This is a genomic window from Agromyces sp. Leaf222 (genome assembly GCF_001421565.1).
GTDB lineage: Bacteria > Actinomycetota > Actinomycetes > Actinomycetales > Microbacteriaceae > Agromyces.
Window position 1 is genome coordinate 2,763,194 of sequence record NZ_LMKQ01000001.1, and the last position, 21,227, is coordinate 2,784,420.

The 21,227-nt window shown below is 71.0% G+C and carries 16 protein-coding genes; 7 read left to right on the forward strand and 9 right to left on the reverse strand.

Annotated features, from left to right (window positions below):
- Positions 1–124 precede the first annotated feature (124 nt).
- The 3 genes from ASE68_RS12385 to ASE68_RS12395 form a co-directional block, all read right to left on the reverse strand.
- Positions 125–1,003 carry an SGNH/GDSL hydrolase family protein gene (locus ASE68_RS12385; RefSeq protein WP_055859008.1) on the reverse strand — a complete coding sequence of 293 codons (879 nt, stop codon included), beginning with the start codon at positions 1,001–1,003 and terminating at the stop codon, positions 125–127.
- Positions 1,004–1,180: 177 nt separating this feature from the next.
- Positions 1,181–3,463 (reverse strand): polyribonucleotide nucleotidyltransferase, encoded by a 2,283-nt coding sequence (locus ASE68_RS12390; RefSeq protein WP_055859009.1) that lies wholly within the window; start codon positions 3,461–3,463, stop codon positions 1,181–1,183.
- A gap of 266 nt (positions 3,464–3,729) precedes the next feature.
- Positions 3,730–5,841 (reverse strand): glycosyltransferase, encoded by a 2,112-nt coding sequence (locus ASE68_RS12395; RefSeq protein WP_055859012.1) that lies wholly within the window; start codon positions 5,839–5,841, stop codon positions 3,730–3,732.
- Between the two features lie 136 nt (positions 5,842–5,977).
- Here ASE68_RS12395 and ASE68_RS12400 point away from each other — a divergent pair, with 136 nt between their 5' ends.
- From ASE68_RS12400 to ASE68_RS12425, 6 genes are all read left to right on the forward strand, one after another.
- Positions 5,978–6,622 (forward strand): TetR/AcrR family transcriptional regulator, encoded by a 645-nt coding sequence (locus tag ASE68_RS12400; protein ID WP_055859015.1) that lies wholly within the window; start codon positions 5,978–5,980, stop codon positions 6,620–6,622.
- Between the two features lie 51 nt (positions 6,623–6,673).
- Complete coding sequence (locus ASE68_RS12405; protein ID WP_055859018.1) at positions 6,674–7,621, forward strand: ABC transporter ATP-binding protein; 948 nt, start codon at positions 6,674–6,676, stop codon at positions 7,619–7,621.
- Entirely contained in the window at positions 7,618–9,276 is a 1,659-nt protein-coding gene (locus ASE68_RS12410; protein ID WP_055859021.1) for an ABC transporter permease, read from the forward strand. Before ASE68_RS12405 ends, ASE68_RS12410 begins: the two co-directional genes overlap by 4 nt.
- Before the next feature lie 31 nt (positions 9,277–9,307).
- Positions 9,308–9,499 carry a DUF5302 domain-containing protein gene (locus ASE68_RS12415; RefSeq protein ID WP_055859024.1) on the forward strand — a complete coding sequence of 64 codons (192 nt, stop codon included), beginning with the start codon at positions 9,308–9,310 and terminating at the stop codon, positions 9,497–9,499.
- A 98-nt stretch (positions 9,500–9,597) separates the two neighbouring features.
- Entirely contained in the window at positions 9,598–13,545 is a 3,948-nt protein-coding gene (locus ASE68_RS12420) for a DUF3376 domain-containing protein (RefSeq protein ID WP_055859027.1), read from the forward strand.
- Positions 13,546–13,627: 82 nt separating this feature from the next.
- Positions 13,628–14,272 (forward strand): DedA family protein, encoded by a 645-nt coding sequence (locus ASE68_RS12425; RefSeq protein ID WP_055859031.1) that lies wholly within the window; start codon positions 13,628–13,630, stop codon positions 14,270–14,272.
- On the opposite strand, the gene ASE68_RS12430 is transcribed toward ASE68_RS12425, so the two are convergent.
- The 3 genes from ASE68_RS12430 to ASE68_RS12440 form a co-directional block, all read right to left on the reverse strand.
- Positions 14,247–14,876 (reverse strand): FMN reductase, encoded by a 630-nt coding sequence (locus ASE68_RS12430; RefSeq protein WP_055859033.1) that lies wholly within the window; start codon positions 14,874–14,876, stop codon positions 14,247–14,249. The two genes, ASE68_RS12425 and ASE68_RS12430, sit on opposite strands and share 26 nt — an antisense overlap.
- 11 nt (positions 14,877–14,887) lie before the next feature.
- Positions 14,888–16,108, reverse strand: coding sequence for an LLM class flavin-dependent oxidoreductase (locus ASE68_RS12435; RefSeq protein ID WP_082462217.1), 1,221 nt, complete (start codon positions 16,106–16,108; stop codon positions 14,888–14,890).
- 207 nt (positions 16,109–16,315) lie between these two features.
- Complete coding sequence (locus tag ASE68_RS12440; RefSeq protein WP_055859039.1) at positions 16,316–17,965, reverse strand: M28 family metallopeptidase; 1,650 nt, start codon at positions 17,963–17,965, stop codon at positions 16,316–16,318.
- A 178-nt stretch (positions 17,966–18,143) separates the two neighbouring features.
- On the opposite strand from ASE68_RS12440, the gene ASE68_RS12445 reads away from it, so the two are divergent.
- Complete coding sequence (locus ASE68_RS12445; protein WP_055859042.1) at positions 18,144–18,533, forward strand: co-chaperone YbbN; 390 nt, start codon at positions 18,144–18,146, stop codon at positions 18,531–18,533.
- 59 nt (positions 18,534–18,592) lie between these two features.
- Here the strand turns inward: ASE68_RS12445 and ASE68_RS12450 are convergent, their stop codons facing one another.
- From ASE68_RS12450 to ASE68_RS12460, 3 genes are read right to left on the reverse strand one after another with little or no spacing between them, the layout of a single operon-like run.
- Positions 18,593–19,210 (reverse strand): hypothetical protein, encoded by a 618-nt coding sequence (locus tag ASE68_RS12450; RefSeq protein ID WP_055859044.1) that lies wholly within the window; start codon positions 19,208–19,210, stop codon positions 18,593–18,595.
- A 38-nt stretch (positions 19,211–19,248) separates the two neighbouring features.
- Positions 19,249–20,151 carry an LLM class flavin-dependent oxidoreductase gene (locus ASE68_RS12455; protein ID WP_055859047.1) on the reverse strand — a complete coding sequence of 301 codons (903 nt, stop codon included), beginning with the start codon at positions 20,149–20,151 and terminating at the stop codon, positions 19,249–19,251.
- Between the two features lie 9 nt (positions 20,152–20,160).
- Complete coding sequence (locus ASE68_RS12460; protein WP_055859051.1) at positions 20,161–21,129, reverse strand: DMT family transporter; 969 nt, start codon at positions 21,127–21,129, stop codon at positions 20,161–20,163.
- Positions 21,130–21,227 lie beyond the last annotated feature (98 nt).

The following is a 21,227-nucleotide window of genomic DNA, read 5'->3' on the forward strand; positions in this document are numbered from 1 at the left end:
GCGACCATTCGCGACCGCGGTGCGGCGAGTCGCGCGCGACCGCGACATCCGTTCTCCGGGTTCGCAGCAGACGACGGGTGCCCCGCCCGAACGCATCGGGCGGGGCATCAGCGTCTGCCGTGGCTCAGCGGCTCAGCACCCGGTCGTTCGCGAGTGCGCGGGCGTACCCGAGTGCGTTGCCGAGGGCGTTCGGATGGAAGTTCGCCGTGGCCAGCGGGTTCGCCGGGTCGAACGCGATGTAGGGCAGGCGCGAGCCGATGCCGTGGCCGGCGAACTCCTGCGTCACGTCGACGAGGGTGACGCGCGGGTTGCCGGTCGCCGCGACCGCCCCCGCGATGACGGCATTGAGCCCGTCGCTCGCGGTGTTGACGAGGTCGCCGAGCGGCGCGACGCCCGGGGCGAACAGGCGCGGATAGTTCAGCACGACGACCTTCGCGTTCGGAAGGGTCGCGGCGATCGTCGCGTAGAGCCCGACCAGCTGCGGACCGAGCACGGCCAGCTTCGCCGCACTCGTCTCGAGCGCCGTCTTGCACGGGTCGACGGCCGGATCGGGGTTCAGGGCGCAGCCCGCGAGCACCTCGTTGGAGCCGGCGTCGATGCCGCCCACCGTGAGGGTCACGAGCTTCGTCTGCGGGCTCACGCCCGCCAGTTGCGCCGCGGTGTCGGCGACGGTCGCGCCCGAGCACGCCTTGTTCTCGGTGAGGCGGTAGAGGCTGAAGACGGCGGCGATGGTCGGATACCCGGTGAAGCGACTCTGCTTGCAGTCGTCGGAGCGGTACGGCGGAGCACCCTGGCCCGCGGTGAACGAGTCGCCGAGGGCGACGTAGCCGCGCGCGGGCGGAGACCAGCCGGTCGCGACGGCCGAGGCCGCACCTGATGCGGCCGTGGTCGGCTGGGCGGCCGCCGGAGCGGCGGCGATGCCGGCGATCAGGGCGGCGGAGATCAGCGCGAGGGCACCGAGACGAGACGGAAGCCCCCTTTTGAAGTGAGCATTCTTCATCATGGGGCGGACGCTACTCCGAGGCCGAACGCCCGGCCATCCCCACTTCGAGGTGCCGACCCATGCAGCGCATCGCAGCGCTCAGCGCAGCGCATCACGACACGACGGCAAGACGACGGATGCCCCGCCCGAACGAATCGGGCGGGGCATCGGTCTGCGATGAACGCGGTGACGCGGTGGTTACGCGTCGGCGCCCTCTGCAGCAACCTCGGAGTGGATACCGGCGGTCTCGCGACCCTCGGTGTCGGCGTCTTCGGCCACGACCGGAGCGAGCGAGAGCTTGCCGCGGTCGTCGATCTTCGTGATCTCGACGAGGATCTTCTGGCCGACGCCGAGCACGTCTTCGACGTTCTCGACGCGCTTGCCACCGGCGAGCTTGCGCACCTCGCTGATGTGCAGCAGGCCGTCCTTGCCGGGCAGCAGCGAGACGAACGCGCCGAAGGCGGCGATCTTCACGACGGTGCCGAGGAACTGCTCGCCGACCTCGGGGTTGGTCGGGTTGGCGATCGCGTTGACCTGCGCGCGAGCGGCCTCGGCCGACGGACCGTCGACGGCGCCGATGTAGACGGTGCCGTCCTCCTCGATGGAGATGTCGGCGCCGGTCTCGTCCTGGATCGCGTTGATCGTCTTGCCCTTCGGGCCGATCAGCTCGCCGATCTTGTCGACGGGGATCTGCACCGAGATCACGCGGGGCGCGGTCGGGGCCATCTCGTCGGGAGCGTCGATCGCGGCGTTCAGCACGGCGAGGATCGTCGTGCGAGCCTCCTTCGCCTGCGTCAGCGCGCCGGCGAGCACCGAGGCGGGGATGCCGTCGAGCTTCGTGTCGAGCTGGATCGCGGTGACGAACTCCGACGTGCCGGCGACCTTGAAGTCCATGTCGCCGAGGGCGTCTTCGGCACCGAGGATGTCGGTGAGGGCCGCGTAGCGGGTCTCACCGTTCACGGTGTCGGAGATGAGGCCCATCGCGATGCCCGCGACGGGGGCGCGCAGCGGCACACCGGCGTTGAGCAGCGACAGCGTCGAGGCGCAGACCGAACCCATCGAGGTGGAGCCGTTCGAGCCGAGTGCCTCGGAGACCTGGCGGATGGCGTAGGGGAACTCCTCGCGCGTGGGCAGCACCGGCACGAGCGCGCGCTCGGCGAGTGCGCCGTGCCCGATCTCGCGACGCTTCGGCGACCCGACGCGACCGGTCTCACCGGTCGAGTAGGGCGGGAAGTTGTAGTTGTGCATGTAGCGCTTCTTGGTGACCGGGCTCAGCGAGTCGATCTGCTGCTCGAGCTTCAGCATGTTCAGCGTGGTGACGCCCAGGATCTGGGTCTCGCCGCGCTGGAAGATGGCCGAGCCGTGAACGCGGGGCACGACCTGCACCTCGGCATCGAGCGGGCGGATGTCGGCGAGGCCGCGGCCGTCGATGCGGACGCCCTCTTCGAGCACGCGCGTGCGCATGACCTTCTTGGTGACCGACTTGTAGGCCGCGGAGACCTCGGCGTTGGCCGACTCGGGCAGTTCGCCCGCTTCGACCTTGGCTGCGACCTCGGCCTTGACGCGCGCCTTGAGCGCGTCATCGGCGTCCTGACGCTCGACCTTGCCGGCGATCTTGTAGACGTCCTTGAGCTCTGCGGCTGCGAACGCCTCGACGACTGCCTTGACCTCGGCCTGGTAGGGCGGGAAGGTCGGGTAGTCGGCGGTGGGCTTCGCGGCGATCTTCGCAACCTGCAGCTGCGCCTCGACGAGCTGCTTGATGAACGGCTTCGATGCCTCGATGCCCTGCGCGATGACCTCTTCGTTCGGCTTGATGGCGCCGGCCTGGATGAGGTTCCACGCGTTGTCGGTCGCCTCGGCCTCGATCATCATGATCGCGACGTCCTGCGAACCGTCGTTCTCGGTGATGACGCGACCCGCGACGACCATGCTGAAGACGGCGTCCTCGAGCTGGCTGTGCTTGGGGAACGCGACCCACTGGCCGTCGATGAGCGCGACGCGCACGCCGGCGACGGGACCCGAGAACGGCAGGCCCGAGAGCTGCGTCGAGAGCGACGCGGCGTTGATGGCGAGCACGTCGTAGAGCTCGTCGGGCTCGATGGCGAGCACGGTGATGACGACCTGGACCTCGTTGCGGAGGCCCTCGACGAACGAGGGGCGCAGGGGGCGGTCGATCAGACGGCAGGTGAGGATCGCCTCGGTCGAGGGGCGGCCCTCGCGACGGAAGAACGAGCCCGGGATGCGACCCGCGGCGTACATGCGCTCTTCGACGTCGATCGTGAGCGGGAAGAAGTCGAAGTGGTCCTTCGGCTGCTTGGAGGCGGACGTCGCCGAGAGCAGCATGGTCTCTTCGTCGATGTAGGCGACTGCCGAGCCCTGCGACTGCTGCGCGAGGCGGCCGGTTTCGAACCGGATCGTGCGGGTGCCGAACTTGCCATTGTCGATGACGGCTTCGGCGAACGTGATTTCAGGACCTTCCAAGAGGTCTCTCTCCTTTGTTTTTCGTCGCACCCCGTATGGGCACGACTCGTACGTCAGGAGCAGGAACAGGCAATACGAATCGCATCAGGACGATGGGTTCACGCTGGCCACCAGTAGAAGTCCACCATTCGATCCGTTCGTCGATTGGTGATCCACCACAGGGGACCAGCTTCCTGCCGGCCTGCTCCGTCAGCTGCTGTTCGGCGCCGTGCACCTGCACGGCGACCGGTCGGCAACCTCGTCCAGCCTAGCAGAGCGCATGTTTTTCACCCGTGAACAGCGGATGTCGCGTGGGCGGCCTCGAGCACGGGCCGCAGTTCGGGGCGCTTCGCGTCGCGTCCGTCGCCGGCCGTGCGTCCGCGCAGGCGCCGTGCGACCCATGGCGCCGCGTGCCGTACGAGCCATGCGGCGTCGCCGACGTGGCGGTCGCCGGCGAACGGGTCGGCATCGACGCCTCGGCCGTGCGCGGCCTGCTCGAGGGCACCGAGCGCCGCGGCATCCGGAACCCCGAGGCGCCTGGCGGCCTCGTAGGCGAGCGCGCGATGCCCCGCGGAGTTCAGGTGCACGCGGTCCTCGGCCCACATGCCCCTGACGGTGAGCGTCGGCAGCGCGGCGACGTCGAGCACGATCGCACCGGTGTCGTGGCCGATGCCGACGACGCGGTCGGCGAAGGCCGCGAAGCGCGCCTCGTAGAGCCGCGAGGCAGGGCGTTGCGGCATGAACGGCGTCACGAGCAGCACGTCGACGCCGGTGCCGCGCACGGCCGCGACCGAGGCCGCGAGACGATCGGCGAGCGCGTGCACGGCGGGCCGGGCGCCGACGAGGTCGTTGGCGCCGATGAGCACGCTCACGAGGTCGGCTCCGAGGGCGGTCGCCTGCGGCAGCTGCGACTCGACGACGTCGTCGACCTTGCGGCTGCGCACGGCGAGGTTCGCGTACGAGACGCGGTCGCCGGCGGGGCTCGCGAGGGCGAGCAGCATCGCGAGCCGGTCGGCCCAGCCGCGGAACTCCCCCGCGGCCATGCGCGAGGTGTCGCAGAGGCCCTCGCTCAGCGAGTCGCCGACGGCGACGTAGCGCAGCCAGCGCGGCGGCACGGGCGGGGCGGATGCCGCGGGCCCGCGTTCGCGCGTCGAGACGGGCGCCGGATCCCTGGTCGCGGCGGGCGCCCGGTGCCGGATCGCGGCCCCCGCCGCCGGCGCGGGCGTCCGCCCGGCCCCGGCCGCGACCCGCTCGTAGTGGCCGAGGAGCTCGTCGCCGAGCACGTCCCATCCGCGACCGTGCACGGCTTCGCGGGCGCGCACGGCGAATGCGCGCCGCTTGGCGTCGTCGCCGACGAGGTCGCGCACCCGGTCGCGGAACCCCGCCAGGTCGCCTGGGCGGTAGAGCCATCCGTCGACGCTGTTCTCGACGAGGTCGAGCGGGCCGCCCCGACCCGTCGCGACGACGGGAACCCCGCTCGCGAGCGCCTCCTGGATCGTCTGGCAGAACGTCTCGCTCTCGCCGGGATGCACGAACACGTCGAAGCACGCCATGGCCTCGGCGAGCGCGTCGCCGCCGAGGAAGCCGGTGAACACGGCCGTCGGCAGCATCCGTTCGAGCATGGCCCTCGACGGCCCGTCGCCGACGATGACGAGCCTGGTGCGGGGCAGGTCGGCGATGGCCCGCAGGTCCTCGACCTGCTTCTCGGGGGCGAGCCGGCCGACGTAGCCGACGACGACCTCGTCGCCGGTGACGCCCGCGACGTCTCGCCGCCACGCCTGGGTGCGCCGTGACGGCGAGAACCGATCGGTGTCGACGCCGCGCCGCCAGAGCGCGATGCGGTGGGGGTCGACGTCGAGGCTCGTGAGCCGGTCGACGGCCGAGCCCGAGGGCGCGAGCGTGATCGTGGCCCGTTGGTGCAGCTTCGCCATGTGCCGTGCGAGGGCGGGCGCCGCGCCGGGCACGCCGTAGCGCTCGGCGTACGACGGGATGTCGGTCTGGTAGACGGCGACGGTCGGCATGCCGAGCGCCTCGGCCGCGAGGATGCCGCGCCAGCCGAGCACGAAGGGCGACGCGAGGTGCACGACGTCGGCGTCGTGCTCGCGCAGGAGCGTCGCGAGCCGGTGCGCTCCCGCGAGGGTCACGCGCACATCGGGATAGGTGGGCAGCGGCATCGAGGGCAGCAGCACGGTGCGGGCGCCGTGCAGCCGGGCGCCCGGCGCGTCGTCGCGCGAGCCGTCGGGCGAGGCGAGTGGCGAGCCCTCGACGGGTCCGGACCGCGGGGCGATCACGAGGGCGTCGTGTCCGCGCCGCTCGAGGTGGCGGAGCACCTGGAGCAGGGAATGCGTCACGCCGTTCATGTGCGGGAGGAACGATTCTGCGAGGAGTGCGACCTTCACGACTCCAGCGTGGGGCCTGATGAGGCGTGCTTTCAGCGTTCGGGGCGGTGATCGTCGAAGGTTCACCTGCTGGTCGCCGACGGTTGGGCCGCCGTCCCACTGGACGATGGCTATACAGGCGTGTAGCATCCGATACATGCGTATCACCGAGGCTCCCGCGAGCGATCTCACGACCCGCGCGCGCCTTCGCGACGCCGCGATCGAGTGCTTCGCCGCCGAGGGGTTCGGCGCGTCGGTGCGCACGATCGCGACCAGGGCGGGCGTGAGCGCCGGACTCATCCGACACCACTTCGGCTCCAAGGACGCGCTGCGCGCCGAATGCGACGAGGCCGTGCTCGCGATGCACCACGAGGCGAAGGTCGAGGGCCTGACCTCGCCCACGAGCGCGTTGGCGCAGTATGCCGAGGCCGACGAGTACGGCGCCATGCTCGTGTACATCCTCCGCAGCGTGCAGGACGGCAGTCCGGCGGGAGCCGCCTTCATCGAACGCATGATCGCCGACGCGCTCGCCTACTCCGAGAACGCGGTCGAGGCCGGCATCCTGCGACCGAGTCGCGACCCCGAGGGCCGTGCGCGACTGCTCGTGACGAACTCGATCGGCGGGCTCATCGTGCAACTGTCGCTGCATCCCGAGATCTCCCTCGCCGACTTCAAGAGCGTGCTGCACGAGACGTTCGAGGCGACCGCGCTGCCCTCGATCGAGCTCTACACCCACGGCGTCTTCGCCGACAGCACCTACCTCGACCAGTACCTGCGCTACATCGGCGACCCGCCCGGCTGAGCGCGCTCGCGCACGCCGACCCGTCACCGAATCACACGTCAAGGAGCAGTCATGAACGCAGCATCAACCCCGGCGATCGAGGTCGCCGGACTCGTCAAGCGCTTCGGCACCGTCACCGCACTCGACGGGCTCGACCTGCGCGTCGAACGCGGCCAGGTCATGGGCTTCCTGGGGCCGAACGGCTCGGGCAAGTCGACCACGATCCGCATCCTCCTCGGCATCGCCAGGGCGGATGCCGGGGCCGCGCGCCTCCTCGGCGGCGATCCGTGGCGCGAGGCGGTCGAGCTCCACCGCCGCATCGCGTACGTTCCCGGCGACGTGAACCTCTGGCCGAACCTCACGGGCGGTCAGGCCATCGACATCCTCTCGCGCCTGCGCGGGGGCATCGACCGAACCCGCCGCGACGAACTGGTCGATCGCTTCGACCTCGACCCGACGAAGAAGGCCCGCACGTACTCGAAGGGCAACCGGCAGAAGGTCGCGCTCGTCGCGGCGCTCGCCTCCGACGCCGAGCTGCTGATCCTCGACGAGCCCACGTCGGGCCTCGACCCGCTCATGGAGAGCGTGTTCACCGACACGGTGCGCGAGCTCACGCACCAGGGGCGCAGCGTGCTGCTCTCGAGCCACATCTTCGCCGAGGTCGAGAAGCTCTGCGACTCGGTCACGATCATCCGCGCGGGCCGCACGGTCGAGGCCGGCACCCTCGCCGACCTGCGCCACCTGCACCGCACCTCGGTCTCGGTCGTGCTGCCCGGCGGCGCGGGCACGCTCGCCGAACGCACCGACCTGCACGACCTCACGGCCGACGGCGACCGGGTCACCTTCACGGTCGACGACGCCGAGCTGGGCGGCGTCCTCGCCGACCTGGCCTCGCGCTCGCCGCGATCGCTCGTCTCGACGCCGCCGTCGCTCGAGGAGCTCTTCCTGCGGCACTACGGCGTCGAGCTGCCGGCCGGCGCGACCTCCGACGCGACCGACGAGGCGGTGAACGCGTCATGAGCGTGCTCGCACCGGCCCGGCCGACCTCGGCGACCCCCGGGCATGCGGCGCCCGCCGCGGCATTCACCGCGTTCCCCGAGCTCAGCCGCTTCATCCTGCGTCGCAACTGGCTGCGCCTCGCCATCTGGACGATCGTGCTCGTCGGCATGGTCGCGATGGTCTTCGAGTCCCAGCGCGTCGCGTTCCCGACGCAGGAGTCGCGCGACGCGTACGCGGCCGTCGCCAACACCCCGGCAGTGGCCGCGCTCACCGGCCTGCCGTACGGAGCAGGCACGCTCGGCGGCATCCTGAACATCAAGATCTGGATGACCCTCGCGGTGTCGATCGGGTTCGCGTCGATCTTCCTGCTGACCCGCAACGGCCGCGCCGAAGAGGAGAACGGGCGTACCGAGCTCATCCGCGCCGGCGCCGTCGGGCACCATGCCTACAGCCTCGCGAACCAGCTCGTCGTCGGCGGGCTGAGCGTCGCGATCGGCCTGCTCATCGGCGTCACCTGCATCGGACTCGGCCTGCCCGCAGAGGGCTCGCTCGCGATGGGCGCGTCGATCGCGGGCGTCGGCATCGCGTTCCTCGGCATCGCCGCGCTCGCCGGGCAGCTCACCTCGACCAGCAGGGCGGCCAACTCGCTCGCGTCGATCGTGCTCGGCGTCTCGTACCTCGTGCGGGCGATCGCCGACGTGCAGGCCGAGGGCGACACCCCGAGCCCGCTCAGCTGGGTCTCCCCCATCGGCTGGGCGCAGAACATGCGCTCCTTCGGCGAGAACACCTGGTGGCCGCTCCTGCTGCTCGTCGGCCTCGGCATCGGCGGATGCCTCGTGGCCGGCGTCATCGAGTCCCGCCGCGACGTCGGCGCGGGCGTGCTGCCCGACCGCCCAGGGCCCGCGCGGGCCTCGCGCTCGCTGGCGACCACGCTCGGCCTCGCCGTGCGCCTCGAGCGCGGACCCATGATCGGCTGGCTCATCGGCGGCATGGTGGGCGGCGCCTTCTACGGCGGCGTCGCCTCGGCGATGTCCGACCTGCTCGACTCGAACAGCCCGTACGCGACGGCCTTCATGGGGCAGGCCGACAGCGTGCTCGACGGCATCGTCGGCCTCTTCGTCATGGCCACGGCCATGGTCGCGGCCGCCTTCGCCGTGCAGAGCGCGACCTCCGTGCGCCTCGAGGAGGCCTCCGGCCGCCTCGAACCGCAACTGGCCGGCGCGGTCTCGCGCACGAGGTGGGCGCTCACCCACTACCTCCTGGCCGCCGTGTGGGGCACCGTGATCCTCGTCGCGTCGGGCCTCGTGTTCGGCCTCTCGTTCGCCGCATCGCAGTCCGACCCCGACCAGGTGCTGCGCATCCTCGGTGCCTCGACCGCGTACGTGCCGAGCCTGCTCGTGCTCATGGGCGTCGCGGTACTCCTCACCGGCTGGCTGCCCCGCCAGGCGATCCTCATCACGTGGATCGTCTACGGCGCCAGCGTGATCATCGCGATGTTCGGGCCGCTCTTCTCCCTCTCCGACGAGGTCATCGACGCCACCCCCCTCGCGGCGACGCCGCGGGTTCCGGGCGTGGAGTTCGACGCCCTGCCCCTCCTCGTGCTCTCGGTCGTGGCGCTCGCGCTCTGGATCCTCGGGCTCGCGCGGTTCCGGGCGCGCGACCTCACGCAGGCGTGAGCCGCGGCATCCGCAGGCCTAGACTCGAACCATGAGTGCCGACGACGACAAGACCACCACGGGCCCCTCCGACGACGTCAAGCGCAAGTTCCGCGAGGCCCTCGAGCGCAAGAACAAGCAGCAGCACCGCGGTGAGGCGCACCTCGACGGCCGTGGGGCCGTCGACCACGCGCAGGGCAACGCCGCGACGAAGCAGGAGTTCCGGCGCAAGAGCGGCGGCTGAATCCCGGCAGCTGACTCGGTGCGCGCCCTGACGACGTCGGGGTCCGCCAGTCGCTAGCATGTGGCCGACCGATACGGGTCTTCCGCAGGGAGCGACCGATGCCAGAGCCGGTACCGCACGACTACGTCACGCTGCGATTGGATGCCGCCGCCACGGCGCAGCCGTTCGAGCGCACCTACGGCACGTTCCCCGTCGCCGCCGGCGTCGACTTGGCGCCGACCGAGGAGGTCGACCGGGAGGCCCGCACCTCGAAGGGTGCGGCAGCCGACCTCAATCCGCGGGTCTTCCTGCCCGACGGCGCGAGCCCGTTCCACGCGCGCGGCCTGCGCGTGGCGCTCGCGATGAAGGGCGGCGTGAGCCTCGCCGTCTGGATCGGCGGGGCGATCGCCGAGCTGGACATCCTTCGGCGCATCCGCATCTATCGCGTCAAGGGTGACGACGGGCCGCGCGCGCTGCTGATCCACCCCGTCACCATCGACGCGGACCGCCTCGCAAAGGCCGACGCGTCGACCCGGCGCATGCTGCTGGCGGCAGCCGTCCCCGACGAGAATCTGCTGGCGCGCGCCGAGCGGTACGCCCAACTGCTGTACGAACGCGGCTACGACCGCGTCGAGTTCGACGTGCTCGCCGGGGCGAGCGCCGGCGGACTGAACGCCGTCATGTACGCCGTCGCGCAACGCGCGGGCGTGGGCCTCGAGGGCATCCTCGGCACCTGGCTCGAGACGGGCGCCGCATGGGGGCTGCTGCAGACCGGCAAGCCGGCGAGGTTCGACTCCGTCCTCCGGGGCGACGAGTTCTTCTGGGTCGAGCTCGTGGCCGCACTGGGTCGCATCGCCGAGGGCGACGTCGGCGGCACGGGCGACGACCCGAGCGGCGATGGCGTCGTCGGTCCGAATCGCGGGTCCGAAGCAGCATCCGCCGTGACCTCGCCGCCGCACGCAGCGCTCGAGGCGCCGCATGTGGTGGTCGACCTCTCGGCGACGCTCATCGACGCGAAGGACACCACGGAGCGCAGCGCCGCCGAAGGGCACGCGCATTTCCGCTTCGTGGGCACCGAGACCGACGACGTGCCGCATCGCGACATTCCCGGAAAGGACGTCGACGTCGACGACCGGCGCCTCGCCTACGCACGACTCGCGTATGCGGCGCGGTCCACCTCCTCGTTCCCCGGCGCGTTCGAGCCGGCCCTGATCTACTCGGGCGACCAGCCGTTCGACGCGGCACGCACCTCGAGTCCGCCCGACATGCGCACGGTGTTCAGCGCGCACCGCAAGGAGGGCCGATCCCATCCGTTCCGCGTCGTCGATGGCGGCGTGCTCGACAACATCCCCATCGATCGAGCGCTCCGCGCGGTGCGCAACATCCCTGCGAACGAGCACGTCAACCGCGCGCTCGTCTACCTCGACCCGTCGCCGAAGGAGAGCTCGCGCTGGCTGTTGCGGGCCACCGCATATACCGGTCCCGCGCCCGAGCTGCCGCCCGACCCGAGGACCGCCCGTGACGACCCGCTCTCGCGTTTCCTCTTCTCGGTGATGGCCGGTGTGCGCAAGCGCGCGGGCGGCGAATCCGGCGAGGACGAGATCGATGCCGTCTTCGACGAGCGCACCCAGGCGCTCGTGCGCAAGGGCCGCGACGAGATGCTCGCCGTCCGCATGAACGCGCGGACGACGGCCGGCGAGGATCCGGCCTCGGAGCGGAGTTCGGCTGCCGCGTTCGCGCGCCTGCGGTCGACCACGGATGCCGAGTTCCTGCGCATGGTCTTCAGCCGGCCTGGCGAGTGGACCCTCGGCACCAACCTGAAGCGGCGCCCCGACCGTCGCGCCCTCGACCGCACGAGCATCGGTCGGTTCGAGAAGGCCCTCCGTGACGCCCTCGACCGGGTGAGCCGCAACGAGCCCGTCGAGGATGTGCCAGTGGATGCCATCTCGCGAGGCGCGCAGACCCTCGTCGATGCGGCGTTCTGCGCGCTCACGTGGGTGCGTGCGATCGAGGATCAGTGCTTCCGCTCGACGTCGCTGCACGCCCTGGACGCGGCACTCGCCGAGATCCCCGAGACCACCGCCACGACACGGGCCGTGCTGCGCGAGCGCCTGTACGCGGTCATGTCCCAGGCGCGCGACCTGCGCGACCGAGCGGTCGGTCGCACGCTCGACGGCATCGACGACGTGCCGCCATCCGAATCGCCGTTGACCGAGTCGAGTGTCGCCGCGCTCGTCACGACCTGGCTCGACGCGAACGCAGATCGTCCGCGTCTGCGGGCGGAACTCTGGGGCGAGCTCGACGCGCTCGTCGAGTGGCTGCAGCAGGCGAGCGTCATCGCTGCGGCCCACGATCCGAAACTGCGCTGGCTCGAGACCCCGTGGCACCTGATGCCCGGCGTCGGAACTCGGCTGCCGGCGAGCGACCTGCCGCTGATCTTCGCGGGCAGCGGCATCCCGACGGCATCGTCGACCGTGCGGTTCCACCGGATCGGCTCCGACACGCAGCCCGCCGCGGTCGCCACGTACCGCACGCTCCTCGATGCCCAGATCCTCGAGGGATACCGCGCCGCGCTCGCGAAGCCGGTCGGGGAACTCGACACCGAGACCGTCGGGCGCCTGCTCGACGACCGCGAGTTGCGATCGTCGTCGAAGCTCGCGGGCCTGCGCATCGCGAATTTCGCCGGATTCCTCAGCAAGGAGTGGCGCCGCAACGACTGGTGGTGGGGGCGCCTCGACGCGGCCGCCGGCGTCGTCGAACTCCTCGAGAGCATGGAGCCCGCGCCTCGCATCGAGCCCGTCGCGACGCCGAACCTCGACCTCGTGCACGCGGCACTGCTCCGCGAGATGGACGAGAGCGACGATCGGCCGTACGGCACGCGCGTCGTCGACGAGGGCACCGATCCGGCTTCCGACCCGCATGCCCCCGACCGCATCCGGGCGCGCATGGTGCGCGGCTCGCAGGACCTCGAATCGCTGGGGTCCGGGTATCGGGTCGCGCTGGCCTCGCGCGTCGTGCGCGTCGCCTCCTCGGCGGTCGTTCGCGGGAGCGGACGGCTCTCGCCGGTGGGCGTCGTGCAATGGCTGCTGCGCCCGGTGCTGGCGCTCGCACCGGCGCTGCTCTCACCGCCTCGGCTCATGCTCGTGGCGATCGTCCTCGCGTGCGGGCTCATGCTCGCGCTCCGGCAGATGACCGGCGACCTCAGCGCCGCCTCCTCGCCCGACCAGCGCCTGGTCGGGGCGATCATCGCGACGGTCGTCGCGGCGGTCGTCGCCGGGATCCGCCTGCTCGGCGCGCGCTCCGCTCGACGCGGACGACGTGATGCCGTCAACAGTGCGACCGTCGAAGGTTCGCGGGCTCGCCAGGTCATCGCGGCCGCAGAACGGCGAGCACTGGTACCGCGGGCGATCCTCGTGACGCTGACGGTGCTGCTCGTGATCGCGTTCGGCGCGGTGGCTCTCACGTTCGGGCTCTGGACGCTGCCGTTCTGGGTCGCGCTCGCCGCCCTCGTCGTCGTCGCCGAGGTGACGCACAGCCGGCTGCAGACCGTGTCGTCGGCCCGTCGGCCCCGCCCTGGCCGGTGGATCCAGCTCGGCGCGCTCGCGGTCGTCGCCCTCGCGATCACCGCGATCCTGCCGATGACCCTGCTCGACCCGCTCACCGAGCAGTTGGACGCACCATGGGGCCCGATCGCCTGGCGCGCGATCGCCTCGGCACTCGTCGTCGGTGCGCTCTCGATCACGCTGCTCTCGCAGGCGTTGAAGCCCTGGTACCGCCTCATCGGCGTGACCGTCGTGACGGTCGTCGCGGCCGTGGTCACCGTATCCCTCACGACCTGGCTCGCCTCGTTCGACGATGTGGTCGCGCCGAACGCCGATGCGACCACCGTCGCCATCGAGTCCGGATACGCCGCGATCCAGGCGTGGGCCGTGTTCGCCGTGACCGCGTGGGTCGCCGGCACGGTGCTCTGGTGGGCGCCGTGGTTCCGTGGGGCCTCGACCGGCAAGGTCGGCAAGCCGAAGGACTCCGTCTACGACCTCGAACCCGGCTCGCTCGTCGACGAGTAGCCGGCACGACTGACGGATGCCGCGGGCGGCCGCCGGCGGCATCCGCCCCCTGCCGTTCACCTCGGCGCGGTAGAACCGGCGTGTGGATCTCGACGCGATCGCCGCCTCGCCGTGGGTGCTGCCCGTGCTGTTCGCGTTCGTGGTCGGCGACGCGTTCCTCGTGGTGCTGCCGAGCGAGACGCTCGTGGTCGCACTCGGCGCGCTGGCCGCCTCGACGGGGTCGCCGTCGCTGTGGGCGGTGGTGCCGGTCGCCGCGGCCGGGGCCGTCGTCGGCGATCTGTGCTGTTACCTGATCGGCCGGCGCGTGGGCCTCGACCGATGGGCGTGGCAGCGGCGCGGTCGCGTGGGGCGGGCGCTCCGGCGCGCGCGTGACGCGGTGCATCGCCGCACGGCCGTGCTCGTGTTCACGGCGAGGTACGTGCCGTTCGCACGCATCGCGGTGAACCTCGCCGCTGGAGCGGGCCGGGTGCCGCTGCGGCGCTACCTGCCGCTGTCGCTCGCGGCCGGTTTCGCCTGGGCCTGCTACAACGTGGGCGTCGGCGCGCTCATCGGCGCCGCGTTCGGCGATCAGCCGCTCGTCGCCACGCTCGTGTCGATTCCCGTGGCGATCGTGCTCGGGCTCGGCATCGACCGGGTCATCGCACGCCTCGACGCGACGAGGGCCCCGTCGCCGGATGCGGCGACGGGGCCCTCGACCGGGATCACTCCCCCGCGAGACCGCCGATGAGGTGGCCCGTCGGGCGGTCGAGCGCGAACGGGTCGTTCACGAGGTTCGACCGGTCGGTGCGCTCGACGAGGTCGGCGAACTCCTTCGCACCGCGGAAGATGCGGTCGGGCAGCGAGCGCACACCGTCGCCGCCGTCGCCCCAGTCGCTCGTGGCCGCGTAGACGCCCGTCGTGACCGGCAGCGCGTGCAGGTACGTGAACAGCGGGCGCATCGCGTAATCGATCGCGAGCGAGTGCCGGGGCGTGCCGCCGGTCGCGCCGAGCAGCACGGGCAGGTCGGTGAGCGCCTGGGTGTCGATCACGTCGATGAACGACTTGAACAGGCCCGCGTAGCTCGTCGTGAAGATCGGCGAGACGGCGATCAGGCCGTCGGCCGAGGCGACCGCCTCGAGGGCCTCCTCGAGCTTCGGCGGAGCGAAGCCGAGCAGCAGGTTGTTCGTGATGTCGTGCGCGAGGTCGCGCAGCTCGAACGTCTGCACCTCGACCTCGACACCGCGCTCCCGCAGGATGCTCGCGGCGTCGGCCGAGAGCCGGTCGGCGAGCTGCCGTGTCGAGCTCGGCGTCGACAGGCCCGACGAGATGACGACGATGCGCTTGGTGGTCATGGCCGTGCTCCTTATCGCGTGGCGGCGCGGCCGAAGGCCGAGCCGGTCTTGACGGGTGCGGGTGCGGCCGGACCGGCCTGCGCGTCCTGGTAGGGCGAGGGGCCGGCGAGGTTGTCGCCGCGGTTCGCGTTCGGCGTCGCCTGGCGCGGGGCCTCGCCGCCGTACGTGGCGGCGACGAGCGAGGCGTGCGTCGGGGCATCCGGAACCTCGGCGGGGCGGTTCTTCGCGAACTCGCGGCGCAGCACCGGCACGACCTCTTCACCAAGCAGGTCGAGCTGCTCGAGCACGGTCTTCATGGGCAGGCCGGCGTGGTCGAGGAGCCAGAGCTGGCGCTGGTAGTCGCCGACGTAGTCGCGGAACCCGAGCGTCTTGTCGATGACCTCTTGGGGGCTGCCGACGGTGAGCGGGGTCTGCTGCGTGAAGTCCTCGAGGCTCGGACCGTGTCCGTAGACGGGCGCGTTGTCGAAGTACGGACGGAAGTCGCGCACCGCGTCCTGCGAGTTCTTGCGCATGAAGACCTGCCCGCCGAGACCGACGATCGCCTGTGCGGCGGTGCCGTGGCCGTGGTGCTCGAAGCGCTGGCGGTAGAGGGCGATCATGCGCTGGGTGTGCGACGCCGGCCAGAAGATGTGGTTGGCGAAGAAGCCGTCGCCGTACGACGCGGCCTGCTCGGCGACCTCGGGGGTGCGGATCGAGCCGTGCCAGACGAACGGGGGCACGCCGTCGAGCGGGCGCGGCGTCGAGGTGAAGCCCTGCAGCGGCGTGCGGAACCGGCCCTGCCAGTCGACGACGTCTTCGCGCCACAGGCGGTGCAGCAGCTCGTAGTTCTCCTGCGCGAGCGGGAGGCCCTGGCGGATGTCCTTGCCGAACCAGGGGTAGACCGGGCCGGTGTTGCCGCGGCCGAGCATGATGTCGACGCGACCTCCCGACACGTGCTGCAGCATCGCGAAGTCCTCGGCGATCTTCACGGGGTCGTTCGTCGTGATGAGCGTCGTCGAGGTGGTCAGCTGCAGGGTGGAGGTCTGCCCGGCGATGTAGGCGAGGGTCGTGGTGGGCGAGCTCGACCAGAACGGCGGGTTGTGGTGCTCGCCGAGGGCGAAGACGTCGAGGCCGACCTCTTCGGCGTGCTTGGCGATCGTGAGCGTCGCCTGGATGCGCTCGGCTTCGGTCGGGGTGCGGCCGGTCGTCGGATCCTGGGTGATGTCGCTGACGGTGAAGATTCCGAATTGCATGGCGCCCCTCCTGGGTGTTCCCTCTGGTCCTACAAGTATATGCATTTGCATACATCGGGTCCAACGGATGACACGGCAACACTATTCCCGCACCTGACAGCCGATTTCGGCGGGCCGATTCCGACCCCTGCCGACGAGGGATCCGAGCCGCCCGCACGACGAATCGGGGGCACCCGAAGGCACCCCCGCTCGCAGTTCGGGCTCGGACTAGGAGGCCTCGAGCGGCCCGTGGTCGTGGCCGTGGTCGGGCGCGAGCCCGCCGCCGCCGCCGACCGTGCCCTGCGGTCCGGCCGGAGCCGGCAGCAGGTTGAAGGGCAGCTTCTTGCCCTTCACGCCGTTCACGTCCTCCGTCGAGTACGCGTAGGTGAGCACCGCGGTCGCGATGGCCCCCATGTTCACGTACAGCGCCTTCTTGTCGATGTTGTCGATCGTGTCGCAGACGAGGTGGTAGCACTGGTCGAACTGCTCACCGGCCGTTCCGCCCCAGATCGCCGCCTGCTGCTCGGTCTTCACGACCTCGGCGCCCGTGAACAGGCCTCCGGCCGGAATGCCGTTCAGGATGAACGCCTCGTAGTCGCTGCGACCCGAGAACTCCGCGTCGTCGTACGGCTTCTTGATGAGGGTGAAGTAGCTCTCGAAGAGATCCTCGATCGCGATCGACCCCTCGGGCACCACCACGGGAGCCTCGTACCCCGACTCGTCGCTGTCGTAGACCATGTAGATGGAGTTCGGCGAGGCGATCATGTCGAAGTTGAGGTACAGGGCGATGTCGTCCTTCTCGGGCTGCGAGAGACCGTCGACATAGGCCGCCGACCCGAGCAGTCCGCTCTCCTCAGCACCCCACCATGCGAAGCGCAGGGTGTTCTCGGGCTTGAGCTTGCCGAGCGCCTGGGCGATCTCGATGAGCGCAGCCGAGCCGCTGCCGTTGTCGTTGATGCCGGGGCCCGCCTGCACCGAGTCGAGGTGCGCGCCCGCCATCACGACGTTGTCGTCGTTCTTGCCGGGGAGCTCGGCGATGACGTTGACCTGCGGCCGCTCCTCGGGAGCCGGCACGAAGATCGACGCCGTCGATCCGGCCTGGGCCAGTGCGACGCCCTGCTCGAAGCTCGCACCGACGACGGGGATGTCGAGCGCCTCGGTGTTCGCACCGAACAGCGTGCCCGTGATGAGGCCCGACCGCTCGGGCGTGTTGCCCTGGTTGAAGATGATCACCGCTTCGGCGCCGGCATCCTGCGCGTTGCGCGCCTTGACGCCGAACTCGCACGTTCCGCGCTGGATCAGCGCGATGTCACTGGCACCGCTGAAGTCGAGGCCCGTGAAGTCGGCAGCCTCGCAGCCGCTGGTGACCGGTTCGTACGGTGCCGTGAGCACGACGTCGACGGGCACGATCGTGCCGTCGATCGGGCCGTACCCGGTTCCGGTGAACGAGCCCGTCTCGTACTCCGCCACGACGGGCGCGGTCTGCTCGAGCGTGGACGGCCCGATGAAGGTGAACGGGAACTCGTCGAGCGTGACGTCCCACCCCGCGCGCTCGAGCGTGTCGACGACGTACTCGACGCTCGCGTCGTAGCCGGGCAGGCCGGCTGCGCGGTTGCCGCCGTTCTCGTCGGCGATCTGCTGGAACTCGTCCAAGTGCTCGAGCACTCCGGTCGAAGCGCATTCGAGCAGCTTGGGCAGCGTGTTGTTGTTGCGGTTGTCGCACTTCGCCGACGAGCTCGCTTGCCCGCCCTTGCCGCCGCCGGAGCCGCCGCCTGCGAACGCGGCGCTCGTCGGGACGAGCACGAGCGCGGCCGCGGCGGTGGCCGCGAGCGCGATGGTTCGGATGTCTCTGGATCGTGGTGCTGTTCGTCGCATCATGTTCCTTTCCGCGCGGATGTCACTCGTTGACACCCGATTGGGGGGAAATCCTATGAGGCGGCTCCGAAGGCCGGAAGGGGTTGCGCGTCCTCGCCGCCGCAGACGCAGGAATCGTGCGCGCAGGTCGCCCCCAGCGAACATCGGGCGACTCCCATGCACGAGACCGTACCCTTGAGACATGGCTACCGTTCCCCTGACGCTTGAGAACTTCGAGAAGACGATCCTCGAGGGCGGCACCGTCTTCGTCGACTTCTGGGCCGGCTGGTGCGGCCCGTGCCTGCAGTTCGCCCCGAACTACGAGGCCGCTTCCGAGGCGAACCCCGACCTCGTCTTCGCCAAGGTCGACACCGAAGACCAGCAGCAGCTCGCGGCCGCGATGAACATCACGTCGATCCCGACGATCATGGCGTTCAAGGACGGCATCGGCGTCTTCGCCCAGGCCGGCGCGCTCCCCCGCCCCGTCTTCGACGACCTGGTGTCGCAGGTGCGCGAGCTCGACATGGACATGGTGCGCGAGCAGATCGCGGCCGAGCAGGCGAACGAAGCCGTCGAAACGCCCGCTTCCTGATCGAGCGCCAGACGTGATCGAGCGCCAGACCTGATCGAGCGGATGCCGCGGGCGGCCGACTAGTCGGTCGCCGGCGTCAGCGCCTCGGGCAGTCCGCTGGTGTCGAGGTCGACCGTGTACGGACGGCCCTGGCCCGAGATGCGGGCCGGCACGCGCACGTACGCACCCCGCAGCCCGAGCGCGTCGAGCCGTTCGGTCCACGGCTCGGCCGCGGCATCCGACAGGAACCCCGCGTGACGCGGCCGGTCGCCGCCGACGAGCTGCACGCCCACCCGATAGCGCTTCGACAGCCATCGGCTGGCGCGCGGCACGAGCACGGCGTGCTGGTCGGGGCCGCCGTGGATGCGCGCCAGGTCGATCGCGGCCTGGTGCCGGTGCACGTCGGTCACAGGCACCACGGTGCGCACCTCGCGCTCACGCCCGGGCGAGTCGACGATCTCGAGCCCGTCGAGCGTCGCCAGGTTGCCCCACTGGTCGGGGTTCGAACGCCGGCGACCGCTGCGCACGAGCACGACGACCAGCCACGCGAGCGACGCGACGAGCGCGACCTGGAACGGCCAGTACAGCACGGCGGGCGAGCTCGGACGCACGATGCCGGTGAGCACGAGCAGCACCAGTACGAGCAGATACGGGGTCGGCTCCCACGCGAGCAGGGACTTCGAGCGTGGCGCGGGCATGCCTGCCAGCGTATCGAAGCAATCCTGTGGCGCTGCCCTCAGCGCAGGGACGGCAGGCGCGAGGCGACCTCGTCGAGCACCGCGCGGCTGCCCGCGTAGATGCCGTGCTCGCGCGGCCAGTGCGCGACGACGTCGGTGAAGCCGAGCTCGGCCGCCCGGCCCACCGCGTCTTCGAAGGCGTCGACGCTCTCGAGCGAGTAGCGGGCCGACGAGTCGAGCAGCAACGTTCGCGGCATGGTCGAGGCGTCGCGACCGACCGCCGCGCACGCGTCGTCGAGCCGTCGCGAGAGCTTGGCCGCGTAGGCCCACCACTCCTCGGTGTCGTCGATCGAGCCGGCCGTCGTGACCCAGCCGTCGCCGAGGCGCACCGCGAGCGCCATGGCCTTCGGCCCGTCGGCGGCGATGTGCAGCGGGGTGCGCGGCGACTGCGGCGGTGCGCCCACCATGCGGGCGTTCACCGCGCGGTACCACTCCCCCTCGTACGAGATTCCGGGCGAATCGGATGCCGCGGCCGCCGCATCCTCGAAGCGCAGCAGTACGTCGAGGGCCTCGGTGAACTCGGCGAAGCGCTCGAACCGTTCGGTGGGCGTCAGCAGTGGCTCGCCGAGCACGGTGGCGTCGAAGCCCGTGCCGCCCGACCCGACGCCGAGCAGCACCCGCCCGCCCGAGATCTGGTCGACGGTCGCGATGTCCTTCGCGAACGGCACCGGATGCCGGTAGTTCGGCGAGGCGACGAAGGTGCCGAGCTCGATGCGCTCGGTGACCATCGCGGCGGCCGTGAGCGTCGGCACGGTCGCATGCCAGCGCTCGCCGGCGAGGCCACGCCACGAGAGGTGGTCGTAGGTCCAGGCGTGGTCGAAGCCGTAGTCTTCGGCGCCGCGCCAGAGTTCGGCGGCCTCGGGCCAGTCGGATTGGGGCAGGATGCAGATGCCGAATCGCATGCTCGAAGCCTACGTGCGCGAAGCCGGCTCGACCGTGCCGACCGGAACCGGCATCGGTTCGGGCCCGCCTGCGAGCGCCGGCCGTTCGAAGCGCACGAGCACGATGCCGCCGAGGATGAGCAGGCCGCCGAGCAGCTGCACAGGGCCGATGGCCTCGCCGAGCAGGATCCAGGCGACGATGCCCGCGAAGACCACCTCGGAGAGCCCGAGGAACGAGGCCAGGCGCGTGCCGAGGATCTGGATCGCCATGATGCCGGACACGTAGGCGAACGCCGTCGAGAGGGCGCCGACCGTGAGCACGGGAACCCACCATGGGGCCGTCGTGCCGAAGAAGGGCATCACGGTGAAGTTCGCCTCGAACGGCACGAGGCCGACGGCGAGCGAGAGGCCGAGCACGAGGCATCCGATGAACAGGCCCACCGCGGCGAGCGCGATCGGCGGGATGCCGGTGTCGCTGCGTTCGCCGAGCACGTAGTAGACGGCGACGCCGATCATCGCGACCGCGGCGAACGCGATGCCGACGGGGTCGAGCGCACCGCCGGCCGGGCCGATGACGAGCACGAGGCCGACGATCGCCACGACGGATCCGGCGAGCACCACGAACTGTGGAACATGCCGCGTGCGCACCCAGGCGAGGGCCACGAGCGCGACCGGCGCGAGGTACTCGATGAGCAGCGCGGTGCTCACGGGGATGCGCGAGATCGACATGTAGAACGCGAGCTGCACGCCCGCGACGGCGATCACCGAATAGGTCAGCACGGTCCACTTCGCGCGCCAGAGCGGGCGCAGGTCGAACTTCAGCGCGATGAGCCCCGGCACGAGCAGCAGGAGGGCGCCGACGAGCACGCGGAAAAAGACCGCGGCGCCGGGCGACCAGCCCGACTCGAGCAGCGGCTTCACGATGGCCCCGCCCGCGCCGAACGCGAGGCCCGAGCCGAGGCCGAGCGTGATGCCGAGGATGCCGCGTGAAGCCCGCATTCCGTTCCCGTTCCGTTGTTCGTCGCTCCAGTGCGAGCCTGGACGCGTCATGCCCGAAACTCGTTATGCTCGTGACAGTACTCGTGGAGCAAGTCAGG